Here is an 11635-nt window from a genome sequence, read left to right on the forward strand (position 1 = left end):
ATTTAGCAGCATCCAATAATTGAATTGCAGCAGGTGGAGTTTTTACAACAAAATCAAACGATTTGTCTTTATACACGGTAATTTGTACCGGTAAAACTTTGCCAGGTTGATCTTGTGTTCTAGCATTGAACTGCTTACAGAACTCCATGATATTAACCCCAGCAGCTCCCAAAGCAGGTCCAACCGGTGGCGACGGGTTCGCAGCACCTCCCTTAACTTGTAGTTTAACTACTTTACTAATTTCTTTAGCCATTTCTTAAAAATTTTACATCTCTCAATTGGAAGCGATTGATGCGGTTTATTATATGTGTAACAAAAAATTATACTTTTTCAACTTGCATAAAACTCAGTTCTAACGGCGTTTTTCTTCCGAAAATTTTAACCATTACTTCTAACTTACGCTTTTCATCATTAATTTTTTCAATGGTTCCGTTGAATCCATTGAAAGGTCCATCTACAACTTTGATTGTTTCTCCAATGTTGAATGGAATATTCTGTGTGTCTGTAGTAACAGCCAACTCATCTACTTTACCAAGCATTCTATTGACTTCAGACAATCGTAAAGGAACAGGTTCTCCTCCTTTTACTTCTCCCAAAAAACCTATAACACTCGTAATCGATTTGATAATGTGTGGAATTTCTCCAACTAAATTAGCTTCAATCATTACATAACCAGGAAAATATACTTTATCCTTAGCTATTTTTTTACCATCTCTTATTTGAAACACTTTTTCAGTGGGAACCAATACTTGAGAGATGTAATCCGACATTCCTAATCTGTTGATTTCAGTTTCGATATAAGCTTTAACTTTGTTTTCTTGTCCGCTTACAGCTCTAACCACATACCATTTTTTCACATTATTATCAGCCATAGTAAAAATATTATGGTTTTAACCAATTAAAAAAGCCAGATATTGACTTAGCAAAAAGTTCATCAACTCCCCATGTAGCTAAAGCAAAAACAATAGAAAAAACAGCTACTGTTATAGTAAACTTCTGAACTTCTGCCCATTCTGGCCAAGTTACATTTGATTTTAATTCTTCAAATGCCTCTGATATATAATTAACAATTTTTGTCATTGTAAATATTTTTATTAGCACGGGCGGGAGGATTCGAACCACCATCAACGGTTTTGGAGACCGCTATTCTACCCTTGAACTACGCCCGTATTATTAAAAACCAGTGCCGTTAAAAAAACGACACTGGAATAATTATTTTAATAGATAATTAATCTAAAATTTCAGTTACCTGACCAGCTCCTACAGTTCTACCACCTTCACGGATAGCGAAACGTAAACCGATATTTAATGCAATAGCACTTAATAAAGCAACTTCAATAGTTAAGTTATCTCCTGGCATTACCATCTCTACTCCTGTAGGTAAAGTAATAACTCCAGTTACGTCAGTTGTACGTACGTAAAACTGTGGACGATAGTTATTGTGGAATGGTGTGTGACGACCACCTTCTTCTTTTTTCAAGATATAAACCTCAGCTTTAAATTTAGCGTGTGGTTTTACAGAACCTGGCTTACAAATAACCATTCCTCTTTTAATATCTTCTTTAGCAACACCTCTTAATAAGATACCTGCATTATCTCCCGCCTCACCTCTATCAAGAATTTGACGGAACATTTCAATACCAGTTACAGTAGAAGTTAATTTCTCTGCACCCATACCGATGATTTCAACTGGGTCTCCTGTATTACAAATACCTGTTTCGATACGTCCTGTAGCAACAGTTCCACGACCAGTAATGGTAAATACATCTTCAACAGGCATCAAGAATGGTTTGTTAACATCTCTTTCTGGCTCTTCAATCCAATTGTCAACTGCTTCCATCAATTCAAGAATTTTTGGAGTCCAAGCTGGATCATTATTTAATCCACCAAGAGCTGAACCTTGAACTACTGGACTATTATCTCCATCATAATCATAGAAAGATAATAAATCTCTGATTTCCATTTCAACTAACTCTAATAATTCCGCATCATCAACCATATCCACTTTATTCATGAATACAACAATTCTTGGAATACCAACTTGACGTCCTAAAAGGATGTGCTCACGAGTTTGTGGCATTGGACCATCTGTAGCAGCAACTACTAAAATAGCGCCGTCCATTTGAGCAGCACCTGTTACCATGTTTTTTACGTAATCCGCGTGACCAGGACAGTCAACGTGAGCGTAATGACGGTTAGCAGTTTCATACTCTACGTGCGAAGTATTAATAGTAATACCTCTTTCTTTTTCTTCTGGAGCGTTATCAATTTGATCAAATGATTTCGCTTGACAGTAACCTGCATCAGACAATACTTTGGTGATTGCTGCAGTTAAAGTTGTTTTTCCGTGATCCACGTGCCCAATTGTTCCTATGTTTAAGTGGGGCTTGTTACGGTTAAAATTTTCTTTTGCCATTTTACTTAATTTTTAATCTTAGTTTATATATTAGTGTTCAAATTTTACATTTTTGAGCCAACTACGGGAATTGAACCCGTGACCTCTTCCTTACCAAGGAAGCACTCTACCCCTGAGCTAAGTCGGCTAATGCCTAGTTCAGAAGTTAGAATCTCAGAATTCAGAAAAACCAAATTCATATTTCTAAATTCTTTTGGTGGGGAGAGCAGGATTCGAACCTGCGAAGACGTAGTCAGCGGATTTACAGTCCGCCCTCGTTGGCCGCTTGAGTATCTCCCCCACTTTTTCTATTGTTTTGTTGCCCAAAAAATAAGAGCCGGCGGAGGGACTCGAACCCACGACCTGCTGATTACAAATCAGCTGCTCTAGCCAACTGAGCTACGCTGGCATACACAATAAAAAAAGTCCGCTATTTCTAACGGACTGCAAATGTATGGATTTTATCTTTTAATCAAAACATTTTTGTAAAAATTTTTATTTTATAAATGGATTCTGTTTTTTCCCTTTCTTTTTAACAATAATCTTTCTAAAGATTCTGAGGATAACTCCACCGCTTCCTCAAAAGTTTTACACTGTTTCTTAACCATGAAATCATCTCCTGGCACATGAATTTTTACTTCTACTATTTTATTTTCTTTCGCACTCGTGTTATCAACCTTCAAAAAAATATCTGATGAAACTATTTTATCATAAAATTTTTCAAGTTTACCTACTCTTTCTTGAATGAAATCTACTAATTTTTTATCGACAGCAAAATTTACCGCATGAACATTTATCTTCATATTAAAATTTTTATTGGTTAAACAATTCCGAATTACTTTTTGTTTCTTGGATGCGCACTACTGTAAACCTTTTTAAGTGCTGCTAAGCTACTATGGGTATAGACTTGGGTAGAAGCTAAACTAGAATGTCCTAATAATTCTTTAACTGAATTTATATCTGCCCCATTGTTGAGTAAATGTGTTGCAAAAGTATGCCTTAAAATATGCGGACTTTTTTTAACCTTCTCTGAGACATTACTAAAGTAGTAATTAATTATTCGATACACAAAGGAATCGTTCAATTTAACACCTTTAGATAGTAGAAAAAAATACTCCTTATCTATAATTGTTTCTATTTGTGTCCTTTCAGCTAAATATAATTTTATCTGATTTTCAACAATGGAAAGTATAGGGATAATCCTCTCCTTATTTCTTTTTCCTAAAACTTTAATAGTTTTGCTTCCAAAATCTATATGCTGCACTTTTAAATGGATTAATTCAGTTCTACGAATACCAGTGGTATAAAATAAATCAATGATTAGTTTGTCTCTTATACCGTCAAAGTCATCTGTATAGACTAATTGATTCAAAACTAAATCAACTTCTTTTTCAGAAAATGGGATTTGAAGCTTTTTAGGCGATTTCAATGCTTTGTGTTTCAATAGCGGACTACTGTCAATTTGTTTTGTTTTGAGTAAAAACTTGTAATATGCTTTTAAGGAAGAAATTTTGCGATTAATGGAACTATTAGATAATCCATCGTCTGAAAGCGAAACAATCCAAGCGCGAATTTGAGGGTAGTTTACTTTGATTAAAGTAGTAGCATCAAATGCACTAGACAAAAACATTTCAAAAAAACCTATATCATTAAGATAAGCGGTCACCGTATGTTGTGAATGCTTTTTCTCTAACAATAAATAATCTTGAAATTTATTTTTTGAATTTTCCATAAAAAAAACCGCTGACATCAAAGTTAACAAACTTTAAGTACCAGCGGTCATATCTTATAAGGAATTTAACTATCCTTCGATATTGTCTCTTAAATTTTGAATATAGGCTGCTTTTTGAACTTGTGCTCTTCTAACAACAGAAGGCTTAATAAACGCCTGACGCGCTCTAAGTTGTCTTACAGTTCCAGTTTTATCAAATTTTCTCTTGTAGCGCTTTAATGCTCTATCAATGTTTTCTCCGTCTTTAATGGGTATAATCAACATAATTTAGACACCTCCTCTCATTTAGTGGGCGCAAAAGTAATTAATAATTATCAATTATCAATTATCAATTATCAATTATTTCACTGCCGGCTGATAATTCTGTTTATCAATAATCATTTTCGACAAAATCTCTCTTAGAATTTCTGAAGTACCACCTCCAATTGGGCCTAAGCGACTATCTCGTAATAAACGTGCTAATGGATATTCTTCCATATACCCATAACCTCCTAACATTTGCAAACAACTGTATATGGCTTCATCAGCTACTTTGGTAGATTTTAGTTTTGCCATGGTAGCCTCTTTTACTACATATTCTCCTTTGTTTAATCGAGCTACGGCAGCATAATTAAATAGTTTACAATGCTCCACTTCCGTAGCATGATCAACCATAGTATGTCGTAAAGCTTGAAACTTATTTATTGTGGTGCCAAAAGCTTGTCGTTGCGACATATAATCTATTGTATAGTCTATAGCATATTCTGCTCTAGCATGGGCATTGATTGCCATGATTAATCGCTCCAAAGCAAAATGCTGCATAATATAAGGAAAACCTTTTCCTTCTTCTCCCATCAAATTAGTAGAAGGAATGACTACATTATCAAAAGCAATTTCAGCAGTATCTGAAGCTCTCCATCCTAATTTATCTAATTTGGTAGCCGAAACTCCTTTTAAATTAGTATCCATCAAAAAAATACTAATTCCTTTATTCCCTAATTCTGGCTTGGTTTTAGCAGCAATTATATAATAATCGGCATAAACACCATTGGTAATAAAAGTTTTAGAGCCATTAATAATATAATGATCTCCTTTTTTCACTGCTGTGGTTCGCATTCCTGCTACATCACTGCCTCCAAAAGGTTCTGTAATACACATAGCTCCTATTTTTTCTCCAGCGATACTTGGCGCCAAATAATCTTGCTTTATTCTTTCATCACCTTCGGCATTCAAATGGGTCATAGCTAAATAGACATGCGCCCACATGGCAGCAGCAAAACCAGAGGATTTAATTTTTTGAAGTTCCTCTAAAAACACAACGGTATAAAACAAATCCAAATCCAACCCTCCATAAGCTTCAGGATAAGCAATACCGAAGAACCCCATTTCACCAAATTTTTTCCAAATAAAGCGCTCAATGGTACCGGTCTTTTCCCATTTTTCAATATGTGGAACAACTTCTTTTTGCAAAAAGTCTCGCAAACTCTCTCTAAACAATTCGTGTTCTTCTGTAAAGTAGGTTGAATTCATATAATAAAAGCTGATTTATTCGTTAATTTATTAGAATTCCAAATATAAGGCAATTATTTTTATATTATCAACAGAAAATCCTTTAATTTTTGATAAATCCTCAATTTTTATACCGCCATTCATACTTCTGTAAGTAACAATTTCTTTAGCTAAAGCGTATCTAAAAAACGGAAACGCGGCTAGTTCTTTTATCGAGGCATTATTTATATTAATTTTTTTGAGTCCAAGAGTAGATTTAACATCAAAATACTTATTTAAATTAACGATAACTTCTGGCGATAAACCCCAAATATCGTTGAGTTGCTCCATAGTCACAAAAGCACCATACTTTGCTTTTTCAGCTAAAATTCTATCGGATATTTTATCACCAATTCCATAAATTTTCATCAAGTCTTCTTTAGTAGCTCGATTGATATCAAGCACTACAATTTTTTCTGCTGTAGAAAAATCTTTTTTCTCAAAGGACTGAAAAGTGTTCTTTTTATTTTTTACCCAATCAGGAAATTTAAAATAGGGAGAAATTGCTTTTAGTAAAGAATCGGAAACTTTAGTTACTGCCTGAAATTCTTCAGCAGAATTAACAAATTTATTTTGCTTTCTAAAAGCTAACAATCGGTCAATCTCTTGTACTGACATGCCAAGTTTATAGCCCTTGAAATCGGTTATAAAATTCGGGTTAAAAGGATATAGTGTTGGTTTATAATTTTTAGTTAGCAATTTTAGACAATCAATTTCTTTTTGATTAGACAACCAGGTCGTTTTATCTATTTGATTGTATTCTGCAGATTTGAAATCAAGAAAAAAATAGAGACCTTGTAAAAAAATAATCGTAAGAAAAAGAAAAATAATTCCAATTCGTTGATTTTTGGAATAACTTAAGAGTGCTTTAAGAAAGAAATTATGATTCATAATGCTATACTATAAATCGAATACCGAAGTTCTTTTGCCTCTAATCAAATCTTTTAATCGCAACCAAAAGGCTAGCGTAAGATAAATGCCAAACCATAATCCTGCTGTTACAAATGTGATGTAGATAAAAAACAAACGAACATTTGAGGCGCGCATACCAAGTTTATCCGCCAATCGTGAGGAAACATGGAAACCGTGTTTTTCGAAAAAATATTTTAACTGTATAACAGGTGACATCTAATTATTGTTTTAAAAGTTGTGTTCCAATACTACACTGTAAACATTTTCCATGATTACAATATTCGTTTTTTAACTGCAAAAGCGATTGGGTTTCAAATGCATTATGAGCTTTAATCCCAAAATTAGAAAACTTTTCAATAATAATATTCTTTTCTGGCTTAATAGATTGCATGAGTTCCAAAATTTCCTCTGTAGTTTCTTTTCCCAGACTTTTGGCATAAGCAAACCGAACTGGAATAATGGTATTGATAACCAGTAAATCAATGAATGATTTTGAAAATTGTTTTTTCTTATTGGGACTTTGTTTATCAAATTGATAATGTGTTTGCCAATAGTCTGAAACGGAACAATTGAAAAGGGAATAGAGGTCATTTAAATTATTCGCAATTAGTATTTGTGAAAATAAGTTTTGCTGTTGGTGATACAACATAGATAATTGTGCCAATCGTATCGTTGGAAAATTATCAGGTCGGTGTTTAAAAAACTGAATAGGCTCAATGATTGTTTTACTTAATTGATACTTGTGAGAAATATGCAGAAATCTATTTTTCAAATCTTTGGCATAGAAATCCTCCGCTTCGGTTGGGAATAAATCAGCCATACCAAATAGTAAGGCTTCAAGATTTTCAATTTCAAAACTTTCTTTTCTTATAATAGAAAACGGAATAGATTGGGCAATCTTTAAAAATGGTTCACCATTCGTATTTAATCCAAAATTTTTGGCCAACAGGCAAAATAAAACAGCTTCCCAATCATTGGCTGTTTCTTGTAAAAGTTGTTGAATAGGCACAGACTTCCTCTCCAATCGTTCAAAAAACATACGTTCTTGCCAATTCTTGAGCGCAAATTCGTCAACCTGTTTAATTTGATTTTCACAATAAATCCAAGATTTTGGTGATAGTAAAGAGTAATATTGATTTAAAACAGCGCTAGACACATATTCTTTAAGTGCTAAAACTGGTATTTCAGAATTGTCCTTTCTAAAAATAGGTGTATCATGCTCCCATACTACATGAAGAATTACACTATCATAATTTTCATCTTTCTCATGATGGTGCAAATACCAATCGGAAGACTTGACATGAATTTCTACATTACCCGCCCATTTTTGATGGCCAATGACAATTTGTGCATTAAAAAAATCGGGCCCAGCTTTTTGTAGATATTGACCGCTATTAGTAATAGTTAAAGCATCGCCAGAAACGGTAACCAAGTTGGAAAAATCATACTTTTTATAGTGCCAAACATAATGGAGAAAATCTTCTTTCATATTCAGGATTTGAGAATACTAAAATAAGAAAATAGCACAAAAAAACAAAACCCAATAATACTATTGGGTTACTAAAATTTTATAACTTATTGTTTACTTTATCGAACTAATAATGTCATGTTTGGTTATAATATGATGTTTACCATTCCCCAAATCTACTAAAACAGCTTGATTATCCTTATTAATGAGTTTTGAAATTTCTTCAATTGGAGCATTAGCATTTACTATTGGATAAGGTTTTCCCATGATATCTTTAATAGGTTTGTCCGCTATGTCTTTGTCCTCTACATAACTTCTAAACAAATCTGTTTCATCTACACTACCTACAAATCCTGTAGTATCAATTACTGGAATTTGAGAAATCTTATATTTTTTCAATCGCTCAATAGCATGTGAAACCAATTCTTCAGTTCGAACAACAATTAAAGGCTTGTCTATATGGTCTCTGATTACATCCTCTGCCTTAGTTATTTGTTCTTCCAAGAAACCACGTTCACGCATCCAATCATCATTAAATATTTTACCGACATAACGACTCCCACTGTCGTGAAATAAAACGACAACAACATCTTCTGGCTTGAAATGTTCTTTTAACTGATGCAATCCTTTCACACAAGCACCAGCTGAATTCCCAACAAAGATTCCTTCTTCTAGAGCAATTTTTCGAGTGTAAACTGCCGCATCTTTATCGGTTACTTTTGTAAACCCATCTATTAAAGAAAAGTCAACATTTTTTGGAAGTATATCTTCTCCGATTCCTTCTGTGATGTAAGAATAGATTTCGTTTTCATCAAAAATTCCTGTTTCGTGGTATTTTTTAAATACTGAACCATAGGTGTCAATGCCCCAAATTTTAATAGCAGGATTTTTCTCTTTTAAATACTTTGCAATTCCAGAGATGGTACCTCCTGTCCCTACTCCAACCACAAAATGAGTTACTTTCCCATCAGTTTGTTCCCAAATTTCCGGTCCAGTTTGTTCATAGTGTGCAATAGCATTACTAGGGTTGTCATATTGATTGACATACCAAGAATTAGGAATTTCAGTCCCTAACCTTTTAGAAACAGAATAATAAGAACGGGGATCGGTTGGTTCAACATCAGTTGGACAAACAATTACTTTGGCGCCAACGGCACGAAGAATATCCATTTTTTCTTTAGACTGTTTATCGGTAATTACAAAAATACATTTGTAACCTTTCACTATGGCTGCAAGTGCCAATCCCATTCCAGTATTTCCTGAAGTTCCTTCAATGATAGTTCCTCCGGGTTTTAATCGCCCATCAGCTTCAGCATCTTCTATCATTTTAAGTGCCATTCGATCTTTAGTAGAATTTCCTGGATTGAAAGTCTCTACTTTGGCTAAAACCAAGGCGTCAATTCCTTCAATAACTTTGTTTAGTTTCACTAATGGTGTATTGCCAATAGTTTCTAATATATTTTTTGCGTATTTCATTCGTTTTAATGTTTAATGGACCTTATGCTTTCGCATATACAAATCGTTGTAACACTGCTTTTTGCTTTTGATAAAAGCAAAGGTATTGAATATAAAAATGATGCTAAATTTTTATTGGAAAAAATTCCATACTACACCAAATCGAATCATAAAATCACGATAAGGATAATTAGGTGCTGTATAAAAATCACTTCCTGTCATTCTCGAATTAAAATGCTCTGCTTTTAGAAATATTCTTGTTTGACGTATACGAGCATTGACAAAGAAATCAATCATAGGGAAATCGCCAACTTTTTTTGTATTCTGCACAAAGGCTTCGGCTGTTACTGGATTGTAATCGTTGATGTAGAATTTGGTAAAATAATTAAATATAAATCCTGTTTGCAAATACAATGCTTTTTTAAAGTAGTAGTTGGTGAAATAAAGTGAGTTTCTGGTCACGATTTGTGGCACATTTAAAATAGCATCATTTTGATCAACTTTTTGATATAGTACCGTATTATCCAAAGCCAATTTCCACCATTTGAATTCGCGATTTACTTTAACAGCTAAATAGTTGATAGTTTTATCATATTGCTTAGGCGAAATAAGTTGTTGTTGAACATCAGTAGCATCATTACTGAAAAACAAATGATCTTTCATGGAGCTAATTTGTAAAGAAGCATCAAACCATGATGTCTTTGCTGTGGCTTCAAGGTTATTAATTTTTTCGTTTTTAAAATTATGGAACCAATTATAACTGGTGTAACTACTTTGATAGAGATTATAAATGTGATCAGGAATTTTACTAATCATTTGGTATTGAAAAATGAACTCATTTTTATCATTCCATTTATAATTCAATTGAGCATCAAAATTAGACATCGGTTGACGGGAAATGGAATTGGAGAATTGAAAAGTACCATTCCATTTGTTTTTTCGGTATTCATAGTGTCCGCCTAATGAATTTATTTCATCATTTAATGAACTAGGAACAGCGCCAGTATTTAATATTAGAATTTTATTGTAATAATAATTATATCTAAAATCTTCTATAAAAAATTGGAATTTACCAAGTACTGAATTTTCATAAACAGCACCAACTTTGTTATACAATCTATTGTATCGAGTATGGTCATTGATAGCACTGTTTACATAAGAATCACCAAATCGATAAACCGTTGTATTACCAACTGTGGAAGGCACCGTAGCTTGATTGTATTCGAAAAATTTATTCTCGTAGTTAAGTTGATGGGTTATAAAAAGATTATTATTTCCTTTAGTAGGATTAATTCTGTAGTTGTGGTCAAAGAAGATTCTTTTACCTTTCAGGAACGATTTAGCATCTTTTAAGTAAACTTCCAATCGAGCTCTATTACTAAAGGTAGCATCTCCACTTTCAAAATCTTCAAGAGTTGTAATTCCTCCATTCTCACCATTCAGAAAATCTTGACCAGTGAAATGAAAATTTAAAAAGTATCTTTTATTCAAAGTGTGATAACTTGTGGTAAAACGAAAGTTACCGGCACTCGATAATTGATTGACATATTTTCCCAAAGACCGTAATCCTTTAAAAGCTATAGACATATTAAAGCGTTCTGAAGTATTAACCGTTATAAAAGCATCTACCGATTGCCCTTGTTCCATAACTGTCTTAAAATACAACTCAGTCACCGGAGTGGCCACAGAATAATAGTTAATATCTTTTACGCCGAGATAATTGAATTGCTTTCCAGAGAAACCAATTTCAGGAAATGAAGTGAAGCTTTTTAAACCATAATCTAAAACAGCATAAGTTTGTCCTTCGTTAGCAAAAGGCAATAACCCAAAAATATCTTTACGCAAATAGTTATATTCATATTCCTTTTTGATGGTGAGTGAAGTGTCAACATAGGTTGTGTCTCTTTGTAAGGTAATAATTCTGTATTGATTAAATGTTGCTTTTGGTGCTTTTTCGGGAACTTCATTTAACGATACAGCTTTGTTTGGTTTCTCTCCCTTTTGAACTTGAGAAATTCCAACAGAAAACATCAATAAGAAAACAAGTAAAAGGTTGTTTTTCATAGGTATAAATTTCAAAGCAAAAATACACAAAACTATTTGTAATAAAGTCATAAAAAAACCACCATAAAGGTGGTTTTAATTA

General features: G+C 33.3%; 12 protein-coding genes, 4 tRNA genes and 1 pseudogene. All 17 read right to left on the reverse strand.

The window, feature by feature from the left end; translation table 11 throughout:
* Nucleotides 1–253: pseudogene (locus tag ACOYLT_RS07670) on the reverse strand (50S ribosomal protein L11); the annotation flags it as partial.
* A 67-nt stretch (nucleotides 254–320) separates the two neighbouring features.
* On the reverse strand, nucleotides 321–872 hold the full coding sequence (gene nusG, locus ACOYLT_RS07675; protein ID WP_422853280.1) for a transcription termination/antitermination protein NusG: 552 nt from the start codon (nucleotides 870–872) through the stop codon (nucleotides 321–323).
* A 10-nt stretch (nucleotides 873–882) separates the two neighbouring features.
* Nucleotides 883–1080, reverse strand: a complete 198-nt coding sequence (secE, locus tag ACOYLT_RS07680; protein ID WP_422853281.1) for a preprotein translocase subunit SecE — start codon at nucleotides 1078–1080, stop codon at nucleotides 883–885.
* Nucleotides 1081–1098: 18 nt separating this feature from the next.
* A tRNA-Trp gene (locus ACOYLT_RS07685) sits at nucleotides 1099–1169 on the reverse strand.
* 59 nt (nucleotides 1170–1228) lie between these two features.
* Complete coding sequence (gene tuf, locus ACOYLT_RS07690) at nucleotides 1229–2416, reverse strand: elongation factor Tu (RefSeq protein ID WP_422853282.1); 1188 nt, start codon at nucleotides 2414–2416, stop codon at nucleotides 1229–1231.
* Between the two features lie 55 nt (nucleotides 2417–2471).
* Nucleotides 2472–2543: transfer RNA gene (locus ACOYLT_RS07695), tRNA-Thr, on the reverse strand.
* 67 nt (nucleotides 2544–2610) lie between these two features.
* Nucleotides 2611–2695 (reverse strand) — tRNA-Tyr (locus ACOYLT_RS07700).
* A 35-nt stretch (nucleotides 2696–2730) separates the two neighbouring features.
* A tRNA-Thr gene (locus ACOYLT_RS07705) sits at nucleotides 2731–2804 on the reverse strand.
* A gap of 91 nt (nucleotides 2805–2895) precedes the next feature.
* Nucleotides 2896–3198: a ribosome hibernation-promoting factor, HPF/YfiA family gene (hpf, locus tag ACOYLT_RS07710; protein WP_422853283.1), complete on the reverse strand. Its 303-nt coding sequence runs from the start codon at nucleotides 3196–3198 to the stop codon at nucleotides 2896–2898.
* Between the two features lie 32 nt (nucleotides 3199–3230).
* Complete coding sequence (locus ACOYLT_RS07715) at nucleotides 3231–4127, reverse strand: tyrosine-type recombinase/integrase (RefSeq protein WP_422853291.1); 897 nt, start codon at nucleotides 4125–4127, stop codon at nucleotides 3231–3233.
* A 69-nt stretch (nucleotides 4128–4196) separates the two neighbouring features.
* Nucleotides 4197–4391 (reverse strand): 30S ribosomal protein S21, encoded by a 195-nt coding sequence (gene rpsU / locus ACOYLT_RS07720; RefSeq protein ID WP_422853284.1) that lies wholly within the window; start codon nucleotides 4389–4391, stop codon nucleotides 4197–4199.
* 75 nt (nucleotides 4392–4466) lie between these two features.
* Nucleotides 4467–5636 (reverse strand): acyl-CoA dehydrogenase family protein, encoded by a 1170-nt coding sequence (locus ACOYLT_RS07725; RefSeq protein ID WP_422853285.1) that lies wholly within the window; start codon nucleotides 5634–5636, stop codon nucleotides 4467–4469.
* Nucleotides 5637–5666: 30 nt separating this feature from the next.
* Complete coding sequence (locus ACOYLT_RS07730; RefSeq protein ID WP_422853286.1) at nucleotides 5667–6545, reverse strand: ComEA family DNA-binding protein; 879 nt, start codon at nucleotides 6543–6545, stop codon at nucleotides 5667–5669.
* Nucleotides 6546–6554: 9 nt separating this feature from the next.
* Nucleotides 6555–6782, reverse strand: coding sequence for a PspC domain-containing protein (locus tag ACOYLT_RS07735; protein WP_422853287.1), 228 nt, complete (start codon nucleotides 6780–6782; stop codon nucleotides 6555–6557).
* 4 nt (nucleotides 6783–6786) lie between these two features.
* Nucleotides 6787–8055, reverse strand: a complete 1269-nt coding sequence (locus ACOYLT_RS07740) for a DUF2851 family protein (RefSeq protein WP_422853288.1) — start codon at nucleotides 8053–8055, stop codon at nucleotides 6787–6789.
* 93 nt (nucleotides 8056–8148) lie between these two features.
* A complete protein-coding gene (locus tag ACOYLT_RS07745; protein WP_422853289.1) occupies nucleotides 8149–9510 on the reverse strand; it encodes a pyridoxal-phosphate dependent enzyme in 1362 nt (453 codons plus the stop codon).
* Between the two features lie 111 nt (nucleotides 9511–9621).
* The gene (locus ACOYLT_RS07750; protein WP_422853290.1) at nucleotides 9622–11553 is read right to left on the reverse strand and encodes a putative porin; all 1932 of its coding nucleotides are present in this window, start codon (nucleotides 11551–11553) and stop codon (nucleotides 9622–9624) included.
* Nucleotides 11554–11635: the final 82 nt, after the last annotated feature.

The sequence above is a fragment of the Flavobacterium sp. genome (assembly GCF_049318185.1).
Taxonomy (GTDB): Bacteria; Bacteroidota; Bacteroidia; order Flavobacteriales; family Flavobacteriaceae; genus Flavobacterium.

Excerpts from the sequence above, each read along its gene's own strand:
- nusG (WP_422853280.1), bottom strand. The coding sequence starts at position 872 with ATGGCTGATAATAATGTGAAAAAATGGTATGTGGTTAGAGCTGTAAGC.
- secE (WP_422853281.1), bottom strand. The coding sequence starts at position 1,080 with ATGACAAAAATTGTTAATTATATATCAGAGGCATTTGAAGAATTAAAA.
- tuf (WP_422853282.1), bottom strand. The coding sequence starts at position 2,416 with ATGGCAAAAGAAAATTTTAACCGTAACAAGCCCCACTTAAACATAGGA.
- hpf (WP_422853283.1), bottom strand. The coding sequence starts at position 3,198 with ATGAAGATAAATGTTCATGCGGTAAATTTTGCTGTCGATAAAAAATTA.
- ACOYLT_RS07715 (WP_422853291.1), bottom strand. The coding sequence starts at position 4,127 with ATGGAAAATTCAAAAAATAAATTTCAAGATTATTTATTGTTAGAGAAA.
- rpsU (WP_422853284.1), bottom strand. The coding sequence starts at position 4,391 with ATGTTGATTATACCCATTAAAGACGGAGAAAACATTGATAGAGCATTA.
- ACOYLT_RS07725 (WP_422853285.1), bottom strand. The coding sequence starts at position 5,636 with ATGAATTCAACCTACTTTACAGAAGAACACGAATTGTTTAGAGAGAGT.
- ACOYLT_RS07730 (WP_422853286.1), bottom strand. The coding sequence starts at position 6,545 with ATGAATCATAATTTCTTTCTTAAAGCACTCTTAAGTTATTCCAAAAAT.
- ACOYLT_RS07735 (WP_422853287.1), bottom strand. The coding sequence starts at position 6,782 with ATGTCACCTGTTATACAGTTAAAATATTTTTTCGAAAAACACGGTTTC.
- ACOYLT_RS07740 (WP_422853288.1), bottom strand. The coding sequence starts at position 8,055 with ATGAAAGAAGATTTTCTCCATTATGTTTGGCACTATAAAAAGTATGAT.
- ACOYLT_RS07745 (WP_422853289.1), bottom strand. The coding sequence starts at position 9,510 with ATGAAATACGCAAAAAATATATTAGAAACTATTGGCAATACACCATTA.
- ACOYLT_RS07750 (WP_422853290.1), bottom strand. The coding sequence starts at position 11,553 with ATGAAAAACAACCTTTTACTTGTTTTCTTATTGATGTTTTCTGTTGGA.